21 protein-coding genes are annotated in these 17058 nt (G+C 64.8%); 14 read left to right on the forward strand and 7 right to left on the reverse strand.

What is annotated here, in order from left to right; all coding sequences use genetic code 11:
- Positions 1-187: 187 nt before the first annotated feature.
- Positions 188-829 (reverse strand): prepilin-type N-terminal cleavage/methylation domain-containing protein, encoded by a 642-nt coding sequence (locus KBY96_RS16490; protein WP_396122217.1) that lies wholly within the window; start codon positions 827-829, stop codon positions 188-190.
- Between the two features lie 12 nt (positions 830-841).
- Positions 842-2677, reverse strand: coding sequence for a hypothetical protein (locus KBY96_RS02120; protein WP_254977531.1), 1836 nt, complete (start codon positions 2675-2677; stop codon positions 842-844).
- A 200-nt stretch (positions 2678-2877) separates the two neighbouring features.
- On the opposite strand from KBY96_RS02120, the gene serS reads away from it, so the two are divergent.
- From serS to KBY96_RS02155, 7 genes are all read left to right on the forward strand, one after another.
- Entirely contained in the window at positions 2878-4164 is a 1287-nt protein-coding gene (gene serS / locus KBY96_RS02125) for a serine--tRNA ligase (RefSeq protein WP_254977532.1), read from the forward strand.
- Positions 4165-4242: 78 nt separating this feature from the next.
- On the forward strand, positions 4243-4476 hold the full coding sequence (locus KBY96_RS02130; protein ID WP_254977533.1) for a DUF433 domain-containing protein: 234 nt from the start codon (positions 4243-4245) through the stop codon (positions 4474-4476).
- Between the two features lie 21 nt (positions 4477-4497).
- Positions 4498-4845: a DUF5615 family PIN-like protein gene (locus KBY96_RS02135; RefSeq protein WP_254977534.1), complete on the forward strand. Its 348-nt coding sequence runs from the start codon at positions 4498-4500 to the stop codon at positions 4843-4845.
- A 7-nt stretch (positions 4846-4852) separates the two neighbouring features.
- Positions 4853-5098: a hypothetical protein gene (locus KBY96_RS02140; protein WP_254977535.1), complete on the forward strand. Its 246-nt coding sequence runs from the start codon at positions 4853-4855 to the stop codon at positions 5096-5098.
- A gap of 41 nt (positions 5099-5139) precedes the next feature.
- On the forward strand, positions 5140-5331 hold the full coding sequence (locus KBY96_RS02145) for a hypothetical protein (RefSeq protein ID WP_254977536.1): 192 nt from the start codon (positions 5140-5142) through the stop codon (positions 5329-5331).
- A gap of 14 nt (positions 5332-5345) precedes the next feature.
- Entirely contained in the window at positions 5346-6215 is an 870-nt protein-coding gene (locus KBY96_RS02150) for a DUF2887 domain-containing protein (RefSeq protein ID WP_254977537.1), read from the forward strand.
- Between the two features lie 104 nt (positions 6216-6319).
- Positions 6320-7138 carry a pentapeptide repeat-containing protein gene (locus KBY96_RS02155; protein ID WP_254977538.1) on the forward strand — a complete coding sequence of 273 codons (819 nt, stop codon included), beginning with the start codon at positions 6320-6322 and terminating at the stop codon, positions 7136-7138.
- 86 nt (positions 7139-7224) lie between these two features.
- On the opposite strand, the gene KBY96_RS02160 is transcribed toward KBY96_RS02155, so the two are convergent.
- Positions 7225-7779, reverse strand: coding sequence for an AraC family transcriptional regulator (locus tag KBY96_RS02160; protein ID WP_254977539.1), 555 nt, complete (start codon positions 7777-7779; stop codon positions 7225-7227).
- 212 nt (positions 7780-7991) lie between these two features.
- On the opposite strand from KBY96_RS02160, the gene KBY96_RS02165 reads away from it, so the two are divergent.
- From KBY96_RS02165 to KBY96_RS02180, 4 genes are all read left to right on the forward strand, one after another.
- Positions 7992-8876 carry a bile acid:sodium symporter family protein gene (locus KBY96_RS02165; RefSeq protein ID WP_254977540.1) on the forward strand — a complete coding sequence of 295 codons (885 nt, stop codon included), beginning with the start codon at positions 7992-7994 and terminating at the stop codon, positions 8874-8876.
- Positions 8877-9003: 127 nt separating this feature from the next.
- On the forward strand, positions 9004-10512 hold the full coding sequence (locus KBY96_RS02170) for an arylsulfatase (RefSeq protein ID WP_254977541.1): 1509 nt from the start codon (positions 9004-9006) through the stop codon (positions 10510-10512).
- Positions 10513-10564: 52 nt separating this feature from the next.
- Entirely contained in the window at positions 10565-11455 is an 891-nt protein-coding gene (locus KBY96_RS02175) for a formylglycine-generating enzyme family protein (RefSeq protein ID WP_254977542.1), read from the forward strand.
- Complete coding sequence (locus KBY96_RS02180) at positions 11452-12030, forward strand: hypothetical protein (RefSeq protein WP_254977543.1); 579 nt, start codon at positions 11452-11454, stop codon at positions 12028-12030. Before KBY96_RS02175 ends, KBY96_RS02180 begins: the two co-directional genes overlap by 4 nt.
- A 12-nt stretch (positions 12031-12042) precedes the next feature.
- Here KBY96_RS02180 and KBY96_RS02185 read toward each other — a convergent pair whose 3' ends face one another.
- The 4 genes from KBY96_RS02185 to KBY96_RS02200 all read right to left on the reverse strand — a co-directional run bounded on the left by KBY96_RS02185 (position 12043) and on the right by KBY96_RS02200 (position 14790).
- Positions 12043-12951 (reverse strand): hypothetical protein, encoded by a 909-nt coding sequence (locus tag KBY96_RS02185; protein ID WP_254977544.1) that lies wholly within the window; start codon positions 12949-12951, stop codon positions 12043-12045.
- Between the two features lie 44 nt (positions 12952-12995).
- Positions 12996-13961 (reverse strand): hypothetical protein, encoded by a 966-nt coding sequence (locus KBY96_RS02190; RefSeq protein ID WP_254977545.1) that lies wholly within the window; start codon positions 13959-13961, stop codon positions 12996-12998.
- Positions 13961-14446: a hypothetical protein gene (locus tag KBY96_RS02195; RefSeq protein ID WP_254977546.1), complete on the reverse strand. Its 486-nt coding sequence runs from the start codon at positions 14444-14446 to the stop codon at positions 13961-13963. Before KBY96_RS02195 ends, KBY96_RS02190 begins: the two co-directional genes overlap by 1 nt.
- A 170-nt stretch (positions 14447-14616) precedes the next feature.
- Positions 14617-14790, reverse strand: a complete 174-nt coding sequence (locus KBY96_RS02200) for a hypothetical protein (RefSeq protein WP_254977547.1) — start codon at positions 14788-14790, stop codon at positions 14617-14619.
- A 130-nt stretch (positions 14791-14920) separates the two neighbouring features.
- Between KBY96_RS02200 and rseP the strand changes: the two genes are divergently transcribed.
- The 3 genes from rseP to rpsN all read left to right on the forward strand — a co-directional run bounded on the left by rseP (position 14921) and on the right by rpsN (position 17042).
- Positions 14921-16009 (forward strand): RIP metalloprotease RseP, encoded by a 1089-nt coding sequence (rseP, locus tag KBY96_RS02205; RefSeq protein WP_254977548.1) that lies wholly within the window; start codon positions 14921-14923, stop codon positions 16007-16009.
- A gap of 16 nt (positions 16010-16025) precedes the next feature.
- Positions 16026-16667 carry an endonuclease III gene (gene nth, locus KBY96_RS02210; protein WP_254977549.1) on the forward strand — a complete coding sequence of 214 codons (642 nt, stop codon included), beginning with the start codon at positions 16026-16028 and terminating at the stop codon, positions 16665-16667.
- Between the two features lie 72 nt (positions 16668-16739).
- Positions 16740-17042: a 30S ribosomal protein S14 gene (gene rpsN / locus KBY96_RS02215; RefSeq protein ID WP_254977550.1), complete on the forward strand. Its 303-nt coding sequence runs from the start codon at positions 16740-16742 to the stop codon at positions 17040-17042.
- Positions 17043-17058 lie beyond the last annotated feature (16 nt).

Genomic DNA, 17058 nt, shown 5'->3' on the forward strand with positions numbered 1-17058 from the left:
GCCACCAGCAACCTCCAATGCGACAGACTGAACTCTCGCTCGTTGTACAAGAAAGAAGAATGCGGGAATTCCAACCGCCGCCGTGACACCAAGAATAACAACAATAACGAGCAGCTCGGGCAAGCTAAAGCCCTTGGCATGAGCAGAAAAGTGTTCTGAAATTCGCTTCATTTTCATATCTTTATAGCTAAGGGCACCATGCAGTGACGAGCGGAGACAGACGCATACGCCGAAGCTCGTCCCCGTCGGAGGAATCAACCCATAGTATTTCTACAAGATGATTTCCCGCATCGGAACCATCCACACGTGTAGCATTTTGTCTAGTAATCCCTGCGCCTGGTTGGTCTAATGAATCAATCGCTGACCTAAAGCCAAAAGTTATGTGACTGGTGGGCGTAGACGACCCACAGGATGTTTCAAAAGCGGCAACATCAGAAGCGTTAGCGGGGTCAGGGAAGTAATAAAATGATGAGTTGGGGGCAACAACTAGGCCGGACAATGTATCTGTGCAGGCCGTATTTGGATTTGCTGGAATTGACCCCGACCCGCTCCCAGGAACACAAGCTGTGTAAATCTCAGACAGCCGGCTAATCTCAGAAATATCACGATCAATCTCTCGGTTTTGCTCTACAAACAGGCCTGTTCCACGGATCGACCGCGTAGCCAAATTGAATGCAGTGATAGAACCCAAAGTGGCTACAACTAAAATCACCGCTGAAACAATCACTTCAAGTAGGGTAAAGCCCGAGCAGCAAGTCGTACCTTGCCTGGAGCAAATAACATCCAGGGAGTTTCGTATAGAAGAATTCACAAGCTTATGCGTTTCCATAGTCTCTAATCCCTAGAAGCCCGAAGCTTGAGTAAAGCTACGCGCAATAAAATCGACCAACGGGATTCCACCACCTGGCCCATCGCCATCAGCACCAGAAGAAAAGGTGAAGATTTTTGCATTACCATTAATGTATAGCTCATCGACCCAAAGTCGACCCATAAAGTTAGGAACAGCGCCTCCGCCTCCTCTTAACTCAACGCTAGCGAAGGGTGCGTAGAGATTAAATGCGACACCTGCTGCCGTACCATTTAAATCAAAACTACCGGTCCCATTGGCATAGACATTTAAAAGCCTGCGAACATCATATTCAATTCCTTCACAGCCTGTCAGAGTACAATCTTCTTTGAAGATGTCCCAGGTTACGGTGGTTCCACATGAGGCAGTTCCACTTGGTACGGCTGAGAGGTCAGTTCTGCAGTGGACACGTGATATCTCCCTGGACCCTGCGCCCCCGAGATAAAGACCTGTATAGGCTGTGTTGTACATCAGCATATTGATCTGAGCAGCAGTCGTATCGAATCTCAGCGTACTGCCTGGATTGCTCAAGACAATATTCTGAACTTGGCAATTGTATGTATGATATGGCCTGGGGGGAGAAGCCGTTAGGTCCAAATCTCTGCCAGAAACCTGGTAGCAAGGATCCGGAGGTGGAGTTATTGCTGTGGCCGGATCGACACCATCAAGACGCCTACAGTTAGTATATGTTGAGCCACTAACTTCGCAGATTCTAATGCCAGCAGGATCCGTGCCATTATTGTAGTAGGTGATGTGCCGGGTTGCATTATTGGGAATCGTAATTGTGGGATACTGCGGGCTAGGTGTTCCTGCAGGATTGGAATAAGTGGGGAAGGTAAAGTCAAAGATCGCTGGCACGAAACTGATGCCGGTGGTGGCAGGATTCCCCAGTGCCACGTTGCCATCGGCACAATCTTGAGCACCTGCATCAGGGGCTGATGAACTTCCTTCCCAGCACAAGAGTTGATTAACTTGTTGGCAACCACTCCCTAAAGTTCCATCAGCATTAAGCGTGCAGTTTTCATCATAGATTTCTTTTTGATTTTTGCTGCCGCATATTCCCGCATCAGCATCCTTACATGCATTATTGGGATTAGTGCCACCATTCATCCCGACAATGACGCCGTCATTGTCACCAATAGCAATCTCACAGGCTCGGCTGTCTCGGCCCCAGTTCACTCCCCCAATAGTATTTCTTCCAAAGGATCGTTTGCAACATTTTGGAACAACTTCAAATTCTCTGGATATGCGCGAAGTACTGCTCCTATTTCCAGGTCCAATAAATTGGCCAACTACGGTGACTCTGATCAGTGGCCGATTGACTCCAGCTTGAACGGTTGAAATATAAGAGACGTCTGAAGGCGTGTAAGGGGTTCTGTCTTCCTTAAGAAATTCGACTTCCTCGACCACATAGCTCCTGTTCGCATCAATAGTCACAACAGATCCCGATCGCAATCGTGAAATGTCTACCGAGCTTGGAGTACTGGGCCCTGCAGATATCTTGCTGCCATCGCTGTTATAGCCAGTGCAGGGATTAACCACACTCGGGTTAGTCGTGCTCCAAACAGAACTCGAATCATCGCCAGCAATAAGCATATATCGATTGGCTTCTTTGTTTAAGACTGATGCAAATTCAGCTATTCCTGCTTCAGCAACATCTCTCGCCTGGCGGTTCTGCGTTTGGAACGCCTGGCCAATGAAGCCCAATTGCCCCCTTGAGGCCAGCGCCGCCACCCCCAGCAGCAGCACAAAGGAGGCGATCAGCGCCACCGCCAGCGCGTAGCCCCGCTCCGCCAGGCTGCCGCCGCCCCGTTGGCGGGACCGCAGCATCGTCAGCCTCAGCAGCAGGGTCAGCGCCCCCGGGCCCTTGGGTGGTTGCGTCATGGCGTATCCAGGCCTTCTATCCATTGTTTCAAGCTACCGCCAACGACTGGCCGGAGCACAAACGGCAAGGGTTCATCACCAACCTCTCAGCTCAGGCTCCCGCAGGGCCCGGCTCCTACGCTGCGGGCCGTCGTTCCCGCCCCGCCGTGCTCGATCAGCGCCTGCTGCGCCAACACCCCGAGCAGATCGTGGTTCAGCTCGCCCGCCGCGGCATCGAGGTTGACCTCACTGGTTTGCAGCTGATCGCCCGCCAGGAGCGCGACCTCGAGCAGCGCCGCAGCGAGCTCCAGGCCGAGGGCAACCGCGTGGGCAAGCAGGTGGGCGAACTGATCCGCGGCGGTGCCGGCCCCTCCGGCCCCGAGGTGGCCGCGCTGCGCGAGCAGGGCAACCGCATCAAGCAGCAGGTGGCGGTGCTGGAGGAGGAGGAGAAGATCCTGGAGGAGAAGCTGCGCGAGCAGCTGCTCACCTTCCCAAACCTGCCCGCCCCCGAGGTGCCCGAGGGCGCCAGCGAGGCCGAGAACGTGGAGGTGAAGCGCTGGGGCAGCCCCCGCAGCGAAGCCGGCCTCCAGGAGCACTGGCAGATCGGCGAGCGGCTGGGCCTGTGGGAAACCGAGCGTTCGGTGCGCATCGCCCAGAGCCGCTTCATCACCCTGCTCGGCGCCGGCGCCCGCCTCGAGCGCGCCCTGATCAGCTTCATGCTCGATCAGCACACGGGGCGCGGCTACACCGAGGTGCTGCCGCCGATTCTGGTGAACACCGCCAGCCTCACCGCCTCCGGCCAGCTGCCCAAGTTCGCCGAGGAGAGCTTCCGCTGCTCAGGCGACGACCTCTGGCTCACCCCCACCGCCGAGGTGCCGCTCACCTCCCTCCACCGCGACGAGGTGCTCCCCGCCGAGCAGCTGCCCCTGCGCTACTGCGCCTACACCCCCTGCTTCCGCCGCGAGGCCGGCTCCTACGGCCGCGACACCCGCGGCCTGATCCGCCTGCACCAGTTCAACAAGGTGGAGCTCTACTGGTTCACCCGGCCTGAGGAGTCCGCCGCCGCCCACGAGCAGCTCACCCGCCACGCCGAAGCCATCCTCGAAACCCTCGAGCTGCCCTACCGCCGCATCGAGCTCTGCACCGGCGATCTGGGCTTCTCCGCCGCGCGCACCTTTGATCTGGAGGTGTGGCTCCCCGGCGCCGGCGCCTACCGCGAAATCTCCAGCTGCTCGGTGTGCGGCGACTTCCAGGCCCGCCGCGCCGCCATCCGCTTCAAGGACGCCGACACCAAGGGCACCCAGCTCGCCCACACCCTCAACGGCTCCGGCCTGGCCGTGGGCCGCACCATGGCCGCCCTGCTCGAAAACGGCCAGCAGTCCGACGGCTCCGTGCAGCTGCCCGCAGCGCTGGTGCCCTACTTCGGCGGGGACAGGATCGGCCCGGCGGGGTGAGGGGCGTTGCGGTTTGGCAATCGCAACAGCGGCACTAACGTTGGGAAGGCCACCGGATCCCCTACCTGGCTCCCGAACATGACCGGCCAGCCCAGCCCCCTGATCACCTGCACGCCAGGAGTGCGCAGCGGCAAGGCATGCGTGGCAGGAACGCGGATCGCGGTCTACGACGTTCTCGAATATCTGGCCAGTGGCATGAGCCAAGACGACCTCCTGGCCGATTTCCCCGACCTGCGCACCGAACACATCCAGGCCGTACTGCGCTACGCGGCTGAGCGCGAAAAGCGGATCAGTGGCCTTACGGTGGCCTGAGCCGCCCAGCTTCCTGATCAGGTGAAGGCAGGACGCTTGCTGTTCGATGAAAATCTCAGCCCCAGGCTGCCTACAGCACTATCCGATACATTTCCTGGTAGCACTCACGTCCGGGTCGTGGGGCTGAAAGGTGCTTCCGATCAGACGATCTGGGAGTTCGCCCTCAAGGCAGGATTCACGATCGTCACCAAAGATGACGATTTCAAAAGCCTGAGCCTGCTGCGTGGCGCTCCTCCCAAGGTGGTGTGGCTCTTGGTGGGCAACACGAGCACAGCAGAGATCCAGCAGTGTCTTCTCAGGTATTTCTCCACCATCGAGTCCTTCATTGCTGAACCGACCACCTCCCTGCTGATCCTGCGCAAGAGTTGAGCAAACAATGGATCAGCCCCAACACCTGAGCACCCAGCTGGAAGGCATGGAGCGGCTGCTGGATGCCGACACCGGAGCGATCCTGTTCCGCCACCCCACGCTGCGGGGCATCCCCGATTTGGTGCTGGAAGGCGATGGCTACACCCTGGAGTTCATTGGCCCCACACTGCTCTGCATCGACATCCGCAACCCGGCAGGGCTCGCCAGGCTGCTGGCCGAGCCGTTCAAGGCCCAGCTTCCCGTGGCGGTGTAAACGGCGATTTCCCCAACCTGTACAGGCTGTACAGATCACGGTTGGTCAAAAAACAGCCCTACCCCCCGGTGCAGCCGCGGGTCCACCGGGTGGCGCTGCACCGCAGCGGGCCCCAGCAACCAGCCCTGCTGCAAAACCTCACCCTCATCCCCACTACCCTGGTTTATGGCCGCCCGGAAGAGGAGATCGCTGCCATGGCCGGCATCACCGCCTGGCTGGCCGCCAACGCCTGAGGGGGGTGCAGCCGTTGCTTTCAGACAAGCTGTTCTTCTGGCTCTTCCAGAACCGCCCCGATCGCATCCTCACGCTGCTCGATGGCCTGCCGGCTGACGCCTGCGGCTACAGCTTCTCGGCCCCTGTTCTCAAACAGCGCGAATACCGCCTGGATGGCCTGTTCCTCCCACCGCCCAACCGCCCCGATCTGCCGGCACTGATCCTGGAAGCCCAGATGGCGCCCGACCCCGGTTTCCTCCGCCGTCTCTACGCGGAAACGGCCCGCCTGCTCCAGCAGCAGCCGACCATCACGGCCTGGCGCGTGCTGGTGATCACCCCGTCGCGCCATCTCGACTTCGGTGATCCCGGGCCCGTGGCCGAGTTTCTCGAGCGGCGGCTGCACTGGGTGGAGCTGCAACCGCAGCGCTGGCCCCAGCAGCCAGCTCAGCCAGCCATTCCCCTGTTCCAACGCCTGCTGGCGCTGCTGGTACAACCGGAAGCGCAGATCCCCACAGCGGTGCAAGGCCTGCGCCGTGAGGCCCCACTCCTGCCAACACCAGACGAGGCCGCCGACCTGCTCACCCTCATCCCCACTATCCTGATTGCAAGATTTTATGACCGCCCGGTAGAGGAGATCGCTGCCATGGCCGGCATCACCGCCGACGATTTCACCCAGAGCGTGGCCTACCGCCAGATCTTTGGCCTCGGCAAAGCTGAGGGCGAGGCCAAAGGCGAGGCCAAGGTCGCCCTTCGCCAGCTCGGCCGCCTCTGCGGCCCCCTGAGCCCCGACACCACCGCCCGGATCAAGGCGCTACCGCTGGGGAAGCTCGAATCGCTGGCCGATGCCCTGCTCGATTTCCAGGGTCCGGCCGATCTCACCGCCTGGCTGGCCGCCAACGCCTGAAGGGGCGCAGCCTCAGCCTGCACCCCGATCACCTAATCGGCCTACCGCTGAAAAGTCTTCTCTGCGTCCGCCGCTAGCGTGATATCACCTGCTGTGCAGGTCTGATGACCCTCGCCGCCAACCCCGATGCCGTGCTCCAACGCAGCGCCGACGGCCACCTGCACGCCAAGAGAACGAAACCAGCCACCACCTGGTACGACAACCAGCAGCGCCGCCGCAGCTCGCCCTTCTTTCGCCGGCTCGATCGCTCCTTCAGGTTCCGGGTGCTGATCGCTGCGGCCTGCTCCTTCGCGCTGCTCTCTGCGGTAAACCGCTTCGAGAACTGCCATACCTCCCGGCTCGAGCCCGACTGCCTCACCAGCGACTATCTCGACATCATCAGCATCGGCAACGTCGAGACGTTCAGCCTTGTGGCCGCCGCCTTCGTGTACATCTTCGAGGCGGGCAAACGCAAGGAGCGCGAGCATCACGAGATGTTCGATCTCCTGCTCGCCCAGCGCCAGGCCGGCGCCTCCAACAGCCTCGGCCGCATCCGCGCCCTCGAGGATCTCTCCGCCGCCGGGCTCTGGCAGGACGGCTTCGATCTGCAGCGCACCAACCTCGAGGGCCTGCGCATTCCCTTCAGCCGCTGGCGCGGCGCCAACTTCTCCGGCACGGTGCTCCGCCATGCCGACCTGCACGGCGTGGATCTGCAGGGCGCCGATTTCAGCGACGCCGATCTCACCGGCGCCGATCTCTCAGGGGCGGATCTCACCAGCGCCCGGTTCGCGCGGGCCCGTCTATGCCAGGCCGATCTGCGCGGCGCCCGCCTCGCCGGCGCCGACTTCCAGGACGCCGACCTCAGCGGCACCCTCGCCGACCAGCCCCTGCAGGCCAGCGGTGCTGCCGCCAGCGTTGATTCGCAGCAGTTCCGCTCAACCTGACACTGACGCTGGAGCACAACGAAGACCAACCCCACGCTCTGGCGTTGCAGCTGCACGAGATCGGGACCGGTTACTGCCGGCGACCCTCACGCAGCAGCATGGATGGCGCCAGCCCGTAGCGGCTGGCGAATCCACTGAATCGGGCCGCAGCCGAAGCGCTGCCGGAACACCAGTTGCAGGCTGCGGCGTGAATAACCACTGCGCCGCTCCAGCTGGGTGAGGTTGATCGGGGTGTGCAGATGGGCGCGAATCCACTCCAGCAGCTCCTCGAAGATCCGCTGCCGGCCACCGTTCTGCTCAGGTGTGCGGGCCGGTTGCTGCTCCAGCCCCGAACACAGCAGCACCTGCAGCGCGCCATCGGTCTCCTGTTCCGGATGATCGAGAAAGCGAATCGCTCCGTGCAGGATCTCAAGCAGGCGTTGCCGGCGCTGGTCTGCGCGGCGCACCACCCTGGCGAACGACAGCTCCTGGGTGAAGCGTCGCTCGGACACCCCCAGCCCGGCGATGGCAGCGGCGGTGTACCGATACTCCTGGCCGGGCGTGAAGAACAGCGGACAGCTGGCGTTGAGCGCCAGCTTCAGCCCGCCGGTTTCGTATTCGATGCTGCCGCCGAAGATGAAGTTGATTGAACCGAAGATCACCCACCGCACAGGTGGTGGTGCGATGCAGGAAATCGGCCTCGAATCCCGGCCGGGGCCCGAAGTCCAGCACGGCATAGTGCTGCGCCAGTTGCGCAGCCAGGGCCTGGGGAGCGGGGCCCATCAGCGTGCAGGATGGCCCCGCAAGATCGGAAGCCGCAGGCAACTTAAGACGCACCCCGATCGATGGCCATTCGTTCCTCCGCACTGGTGCTTTGACAGCCCAAACCACCGTGGCCCTGCTGGTGCCACTCACGCTCTTCACCGTGATGCTGGCCCTGGGCGTGAACCTGCCGCTGCAGGCCTTTCAGCACTGGCGCCGCCACTGGCCCCTGATCCTGCGGGCCCAGCTCGCCACCTGCCTGCTGGTGCCCCTGGTGGGCTGGCTCCTGCTCAGCCTGCCCCCTGCCCAGGCCCTCTCCATCGAGGCGCGCCATGCCATCGCCCTGATGGCCGCCTGCCCCAGCGCCCCCCTGATCCTGCGCAAGGCGGGGAAAAGCGGCGGCGATGCCTCCCTGGCCGCCCTACTCCAGGTGTGCGCCGCCGTGCTGGCGATCGTGACGCTGCCCCTGCTGGCCGACCTGAGCGGGCCGGTCTTCGCCGTGCAGGGCTGGGATCTCCTGCTTCCACGCCAGGTGGCGCTGCAGGTGGGCCAGGTGCAGCTGCTGCCGCTGCTGCTGGGCCTGGCGCTCGGCCACCTGCTGAGCGAGCGCAGGCAGGGGCTGCGGCGGGTGCTCGATCGGCTCGCCAATGGCCTGCTGGTGCTGCTGGTGCTGGCGGTGCTCGTGCGCACGGCACCGCTGCTGCTCCAGTTCTCCAGCGCCAACCTGGGGGCCATCGGCGTGATGGTGCTGCTGGTGCTGGTCAGCCTGATGCTCGGCTACGGGCTGGCCGGCGGTGAGGGCACCCAGAGCGGCCAGCGCGTCACCGTGGCGCTGGTCACCTCGATGCGCAACCCGGGGCTGGCCCTGCTGCTGGCCACCACCTATGCCCCCGAGATGCCCGCGGTGAAGCTCGGCATCATCGTCTACGTGCTGGTCACGGTGCTGGTGTCGCTGCCGGTGCTGCGCTGGCAGCGCCGCACCCTCCAGCCGCACTGACGCCACGGGCTCTGAAGTTTGCAGAACAGGCCATTGCGAAATCCCCGCAACCATGGCGCCATGGTTGCCATTCCGCCCCACGGCCATTCAGCCTGGAGGTTGCTTTGCTCCCGTTCCGGGTCTCCCAATGCCCAAAGGCAAGCCCAACATCCTCATCCTCTGGGGCGATGACATCGGCCAGAGCAACCTGAGCTGCTACAGCCATGGCCTGATGGGCTACGAAACCCCCAACATCGACCGGGTGGCCAAGGAGGGCGGCAAGTTCATCCACTACTACGCCGAACAGAGCTGCACCGCCGGCCGCGCCGCCTTCATCAGCGGCCAGAGCGTGTACCGCACCGGCCTGAGCAAGGTGGGGCTGCCAGGGGCAGAGGCGGGCTACCAGGCCGAAGATCCCACCATCGCCGACCTGCTCAAACCCCTCGGCTACCGCACCGGCCAGTTCGGCAAGAACCACTTCGGTGACCGCGACGAACACCTGCCCACCATGCACGGGTTCGACGAGTTCCTCGGCAACCTCTACCACCTCAACGCGGAAGAAGAGCCCGAGCTGCGCGACTACCCGAAGGAAGATGACCCGGAGTTTCCCAACTTCCGCAAGCGCTTCGCCCCCCGCGGCGTGCTCCATTGCTGGGCCAACGGCGATGGCACCCAGCGGATCGAGAACACCGGCCCGCTCACCCGCCAGCGGATGGAAACCGCCGACGATGAGTTCATGGCCGAAGCCAAGCGCTTCATCCGCGATGCGGTGGCCTCCGGTGAGCCCTTCTTCGTGTGGTTCAACACCACCCACATGCACTTCCGCACCTACGCCAGGCCCCAGGACGTGGGCCGCAGCGGGCGCTGGCAGTCGGAATACCACGACGTGATGATCTATCACGACGAGTGCATCGGCGAGATGCTGGATCTGCTCGATGAGCTGGGCGTCACCGACGACACGATCGTGATGTACAGCACCGACAACGGGCCGCACATGAACAGCTGGCCCGATGCCGGCATGACCCCCTTCCGCAGCGAGAAGAACAGCAACTGGGAAGGGGCCTACCGGGTGCCGGCCCTGGTGCGCTGGCCCGGCCGGATTGCGCCGGGCACCACTTTCAAGGGCATCGTCAGCCACCTCGACTGGCTGCCCACGCTGGTGGCGGCCGCCGGTGAGGACGACGTGAAGGAGAAGCTCAAAACCGGCCACCAGGTGGGTGCCAAGACCTTCAAGGTGCACCTCGACGGCTACAACATGCTCGACTACTGGACCGGCCAGAGCGACACCAGCCCGCGGCGCGAATTCTTCTACTTCTCCGACGACGGCGATCTCACCGGCCTGCGCTACGACAACTGGAAGTTTGTGTTCATGGAGCAGCGCGCCCAGGGCACCTGCCAGATCTGGGCCGAGCCCTTCACCCAGCTGCGGGTGCCGAAGATCTTCAACCTGCTCACCGACCCCTACGAGCGGGCCGACATCACCTCCAACACCTACTGGGACTGGATGTTCGATCACATCTTCCTGCTGGTGCCAGCCCAGACCTACGTGGGCCAGTTCCTGCAGACCTTCGTGGAGTTCCCGCCCCGCCAGAAGGCCGCCAGCTTCTCGGTGCAGCAGGTGCTCGACAAGATGGAGGCCACGATGGGCCAGTCGTAGGCCGATGCGGGTTCAGCATCCCGCCGGCCCGGGGCGCCCTCCGGCTCCGGGCATGGCCTGGGTGCCGGGTGGGGAGTGTGTGATCGGCTCCGATCACCACTACCCCGAGGAAGCCCCGGCCCATCTGGTCACCGTGGCGGGGTTCTGGATCGACCGCACGCCGGTCACCAACGCCCAGTTCCTCAAGTTCGTGAAGGCCACCGGCCACCGCACCCAGGCCGAGCTGCCCGCCGATCCGGCCCTCTACCCCGGGGCCGATCCCACACGCCTGCAACCGGCCTCGATCGTGTTCGTGCCCCCCGCCGGTCCGGTGGGTCAGCAGGATCACTACCGCTGGTGGCAGTACCTGAGCGGTGCCGACTGGCGCCATCCGGAAGGGCCGGGCAGTTCGATCAAGGGCCGCGACCAGCACCCGGTGGTGCACATCGCCCATGCCGATGCCCTGGCCTATGCCCACTGGTGCGGCAAGCAGCTGCCCACCGAAGTGGAGTGGGAGCGGGCCGGCTGGGGCGGGCGCGAGGGCTGCGAATTCGCCTGGGGGGATGAGCTCCACCCCGGCGGCATCCCCGTGGCCAACACCTTTCAGGGCGACTTCCCCCACCACAACAGCCGCCTTGATGGCTATGAACGCACCTCGCCGGTGGGCGCCTACCCAGCCAATGGCTACGGCCTGGTGGACATGATCGGCAACGTGTGGGAGTGGACCGACAGCTGGTATGGCCCCCATGAGCCGGATCCATCGGGGTGCTGTGCAACCGCGGCGGCCAGCATCGATCCCCGCTCCCAGCATGGGGAGCAGCCGCGCAAGGTGGTGAAGGGCGGCTCCTTTCTCTGCGCCCCCAGCTACTGCCGCCGCTACCGCCCGGCGGCGCGCCTGGCCCAGGGCATCGACACCTCCACCTGCCACATGGGCTTCCGCTGCATCGTGCGCACGGCCCCATGAAGCAGATGCTGCAGCGCAACCGCCTGCTCTCCACCCTGATCGGCGTGGCGCTGGGCTACGCCATCGTGCAACGCCTCCCCCTGGTGCCCGCCACCCTGGTGAGCGCCCTGGTGCTGGCGGCAGGGGCCGGCTTCTGCAACCAGCTGCGCCACCCGGGGTCGTGGTGGGGGGTGATCGGCCTGGCCTGCGGCGCCCTGGTGGGCACCGGCACCGTGCTGGCCGACAAGCTCAAAACCGCCGACCCGGCCGACCACGCCAGCGAGCGGGGGCTCGTGGTGCTGGCGCTGGTGGTGGCCGGCGCCATCGTGGGCCAGCTGTTCGGCAACGCGGCCAACCTCAACCCCAACCAGCAGCCACGCGATCTGATCCGCTCCGCCAGCGCCCTCACCACCGGCGTCTTCGCCGCCATCGTCACCCTCACCTACGTGCACTCCGGCCTGGATGTGGCACGCACCTTCTCCAGCCGGCTCAGCACCGCGCTCACGATTCTGGTGGTGTCGCTGGCCGCACCGGCCTGGGCCAGCCATCTCGTGCGCCTCGACAGACGCCGCAACCAGGACCAGCAGGACGGCTGAACCCCGCCGCCCTCAGAAGAAGAACTTCAGCCCCAGTTCGATGCCGTTCTGGTAGTTGCTGAAGCCACTGCTGGGATTGCGGTCATTGCGGTACTTCACCCCCAGGTAGCGCCAGGAGAGATTCAGGTTGGTGTTGTTGCCGATGGCATACCCCACACCCACCTGGGCATTGCCGGAGAGGTCCTGATCACCGCTGAGCCCGAAGCCGCCGATGTCGGCCCTGGCAAAGGCGCGCAGGCGGGGGGTGAGAAACACGCTGCCCTGCAGGCCCACCAGCGGCTGGGCCCAGGTGCGCCCGAAACTGCCTTCCCGCTCGAACATCACCCCCAGCGGCCCGGTGCCCTGCACCTGAGCGTCCACATCCAGATCGGCGGCAATCACCCGCACCCCCGCATAGGGGATGAGGCTGAAGGAGCCTTTTTCGGCCACGGCGGCCTCCGGCTCGCCGAAGCGATAGCGCACCGCCAGGTCGTAGATGCCCAGGGAACTGCTCACCTCGGCCTTGCCCGTGAGCCGGTCGCCGGGGCCGGTGCGGGCTCCACTGGCACCGAGCCGCACGTAACTGAGATCGGTGAGCAGTCCCCAGCGGTCGCGTTCCACACTGCCGCGCACATAGGTGGCCCAGTCGAGGGCGGAGAGCACATCGCCCAGATCGAGATCCACATCCGCCTCGAAGCCCCGCACCCGGGTGGTGCCGGTGGTTCTCAGCGGGGCGAAGCCATACAGCTCCACCGTGCTGCGCCAGGGGGACGGAGTGGCAGCTTCGGCCTCAAGGGTTTCCAGCTCGAGGGTTTCGGCCTCAAGCGATTCGATCTCTGCGGGTTCGGCGCGGCCGGAGGGTTGCACCAGCAGCAGCCCCCCCACAGCAACGCTCAGAAGGGGGATTCGAGTTACCAGAACACGCACGAAGGTTGTAGTCATGCAGAAGAATAGGCTGGATTTCGGGAGGTGCTGGGTCTCGGGGCTCAAACGCTGCCGAAGGCTACCTGGCAGGCCGCATTCATCAGTTCAGCCTCCCCAATGGTGTTGGGGGTGCTGCCGTTGAGGGTGCCCCGGCGACAGTCGGCCCGCATCGTGATGCGTGTTTCTCCCATGAAGGCCTCAAAATTCACCACATCCGTGCCCGCCGGTGCAATGGTGCCGTACATCAGCTCGAAGTTGCTGTTGGGAATCACGATGTAGGTCACCTGATTGTTCACGGCATCATTCACAGCGGCATTGATCACGGCAGCCGTGGTGAGGGAGGCCACACCCCAGGCCGTCGCCCGGGGGCCCCACCAGCCCCAGCTGGGGCTGGACCAGCCGCCATACCAGCCGGTGTTCCAGGGCCGGGCGTAGCCCCAGCCCGGGCGGGCCCAGCCGGGGTGGCTGTCCCAGTAGTTGCGGCCGCGGCTGTCCACCCGGTCACGGCGCACCCTGGAGCGGTCTTCCACCCGATCCGTGCGGTTTTCGATGCGGGTTGTGCGCACGTCACCGCGTTGGTCGATGCGCTCCATGCGCACATCGGAGCGCTGGCTGAGATTGTCGCTGCGCACGCTTGTCTGGCGATTGACCGTCTGGCGACTGCCGCTCGGTTGGTTGCGATTGAGGTCGCGGCTGCCACTGCCAAGGCCGCTGCCGCGTGGTTGCGCCGCCGCTCTGGGCCGCTCCAGCGACGGACCGCTGCTGCTCCTCGACTGGCTGCTCCAGCCGCCACTGGGCCTGTTGGAGCCGCTGCTGAGGCCGGGGCCAGAGCTTTGAAAGCCACTGTTGCCCCGTCTGCCGCCTCCCCCACTGCCGATGCCACCGCCGCCACGCGCCAGCAGGGCGGCGCCATGGGATGGGTTGGCTCCGGCTGCGCTGCCCCCGAGCGCCAGGGCCGGGGTGATCCAGCTGGGCAGTGCCAGCACGCCGGTGAGCAGCAGGCTGACGCGTTGTGCCGTGCGGTTCATCAGCGCAGCTCCTTGCAGCCGTCGTCGTAGCAGGTGAGGTGCACGCGCCCGCTGTCATCGAAGCGCACCTGCACCAGGTCGCGGCCGGCAGACGCATCGGGGCGGTCTTCGCGCACGCTGTTGAGGTAGTTGGCATTCACCACACACAGATCGCGTCCGTTGAAGCAGATCGTGTTGGTGGAGAAGCGTGCGGCGGCGCTGCTGAGGGGGGTCCAGGTTTTCGTGCCGGCATCCCACAGAGTCATGCGCACCGGAGCATCGCTGATACGCACGGTTTCAACGCGCCCGCCGATCACGTGGCGATAGGTGGTGCCTTCCGCAGTTTGCGTGGCCTCAACCACGCAGGGCTCGGGCTCACCACCGGCCAAGGAACAGCTGGTTTGCAGGGTGTAGAGCACTTCAGGAGCTTCAGTGCGCGCCTGGGCTGAAGGCAGCACCACACCAACGGCAAAGGCCGCGAGCATCAGGAGGATGGAGATCGACATGAATCGGCGAGCACCAAGTGTGGTCATGATCAGTGCAACCTAAGTGATGGTGAGTCCCGCAATCAGGCATCCCAACGGCAATACTTGGCCAGAAGCGAAAGGATTGCACCTGAGCGCAAATTTTTTCTGCGTTCAGAAAGCATCACAGCAGCACTCCCAGCCCGATCCGTTCAGATGATCGTGATCGACCCACTCTCAGACACCAGCGCATCGTTGATCGCCAGCCAGGTACAAAGCCCGCCTTTCAGGTCAAAGGCCACCGCCCCGAACACGCCAGTGCCGAATCGTCTCTGGCACCCCTTCTGCACGCGCGAACTGCGATTGCGGCCATCGGTCGAGGCCATCGATCCAGTCCGTCACCACAGGCCGGCGCCGCCCACCCCCCCCCCCGGGATCACACCCCCAGCCTGATCGGCTCAGAACGCAACGCCACCCGAATCGGCCCCACAATGGACGTTCTACACAACGGTCTGAATGGGTGTTCTGGCGGCTCTGGCGATCCTCGCCGGCCTGATCGTGGTGCATGAGGCGGGGCACTTCTTTGCCGCCACCTGGCAGGGCATCCGCGTGAGCAGCTTCTCGATCGGCTTCGGGCCGGTGCTGCTGCAGCGCCAGCGCCGCGGCGTGCAGTTCGCCCTGCGGGCCATTCCCCTGGGCGGCTTCGTGGCCTTCCCCGACGACGAGGCCGGCAGCACGATCCCCAAGGACGACCCCAACCTGCTCTCCAACCGGCCCCTGCCCCAGCGCGCCCTGGTGATCGCCGCCGGTGTGCTGGCCAACCTGCTGCTGGCCTGGCTGGTGCTGGTGGCCCAGAGCGCCGTGGTGGGCATTCCCGCCGGCTTCAGCGCCACCCCCGGCGTGCTTGTGAGCGGCGTGCAGAGCGGCCAGCCCGCCGCCATCGCCGGTCTCCAGCCCGGCGACCGCATCCTCAGCCTCGCCGGCGAACCCCTGGCCGGCGGCCAGACGGCCGTGATGGAGATGGTGGAGCGCATCCAGGCCTCCCCCAGCCAGTCGCTGGAGCTGGTGGCCGAGCGCAACGGCAGCCGGGTGCAGCTCCAGCTCACCCCCAGTGATCTCGATGGCACCGGCCGCGTGGGCGCCCAGCTGCAGCCTTTCGGCGAAGAGGCCTACCGGCCCGCCCGCGGCCCCCTGGAGCCGATCCGCCAGGCCAACCGCGACTTCACCACCCTGCTCAGCCGCACCGCCGGCGGCTTCTTCACCCTGATCACCCACTTCGGCGAAACCGCCGGCCAGGTGAGCGGTCCGGTGAAGATCGTGGAGATGGGCGCCTCCTTCGCCCAGCAGGGCGGCAGCAGCCTGTTCCTGTTCACCGCCCTGATCTCGATCAACCTGGCGGTGCTCAACGCCCTGCCCCTGCCCCTGCTCGATGGCGGCCAGTTCGTGCTGCTGCTGCTCGAGGGCCTGCGCGGCCGGCCCCTGCCTGAGCGCCTGCAGATGGCCTTCATGCAGTCGGGCTTCGTGTTCCTGGTGGGCCTCAGCCTGGTGCTGATCGTGCGCGACACCTCCCAGCTGCCGGCCGTGCAGCAGCTGCTCGCCCGCTGATCCCCCTGCCAGCACCATGCCGCGCCTGCCCAGCGCCCGCACCCGCGCGCCGCTGATCCTGGCGCGCCTCGGCGAGCTCTACCCCCACGCCACCTGCTCGCTCACCTGGCGCACCCCCTACGAGCTGCTGGTGGCCACCATGCTCTCGGCCCAGTGCACCGATGAACGGGTGAACCTGATCACCCCGGCCCTGTTCGCGCGCTTCCCCGATGCCACCGCCGCCGCCGCCGCAACCCCCCTTGAGGTGGAGCCCTACGTGAAATCAGCGGGCTTCTTCCGCAACAAGGCCAAGAACATCGTGGCCGCCTCCCGGCTGCTCGTGGAACGCCACGGCGGCGTTGTGCCGCGCACCATGGAGGAGTTGCTGGTGCTGCCGGGGGTGGCCCGCAAAACCGCCTCGGTGGTGCTGGCCTGGGCCTACGGCATCAACGCCGGCGTCACCGTGGACACTCACGTGAGTCGCCTGGCCCAGCGCCTGCGCCTCAGCCGCCACAGCGAGCCACGCCGCATCGAGCCCGACCTGATGAAGCTGGTGCCCCAGGCCCAGTGGCAAACCCTCTCGATCCGCCTGATCTTCCACGGCCGCGCCGTGTGCAACGCCCGCAAGCCGCTCTGCCCCTCCTGCCCGATCGCCGACCTCTGTCCCAGTCGCCCCTGAGCCAGCCGCCCCTGAGCCAGCCGCGCGCAACGGTATGGTGGATGGCTCTGCACCCTCAGGTTCCGCAGCCGCATGGCGAAGAAGTCGATGATCGCGCGCGACGTGAAGCGCAAAAAGATCGTGGAGCGGTTCGCCGCCAAGCGCGCCGCCCTGAAGGCCGCCTTTGAGGCCGCCAGCGATCCGATGCAGCGCCTGGAGATCCACCGCAAGATCCAGAACCTGCCCCGCAACAGCGCCCCCAACCGCGTGCGCAACCGTTGCTGGGCCACCGGCAAGCCCCGCGGTGTGTATCGCGACTTCGGCCTTTGCCGCAACCAGCTGCGCGAGCGCGCCCACAAGGGCGAGCTGCCCGGCGTGGTCAAGTCGTCCTGGTGATCCCGGCCGGGCCATC

Origin of the sequence: Cyanobium sp. ATX 6A2, from assembly GCF_024346355.1 — a bacterium.
Taxonomy (GTDB): Bacteria; Cyanobacteriota; Cyanobacteriia; order PCC-6307; family Cyanobiaceae; genus NIES-981.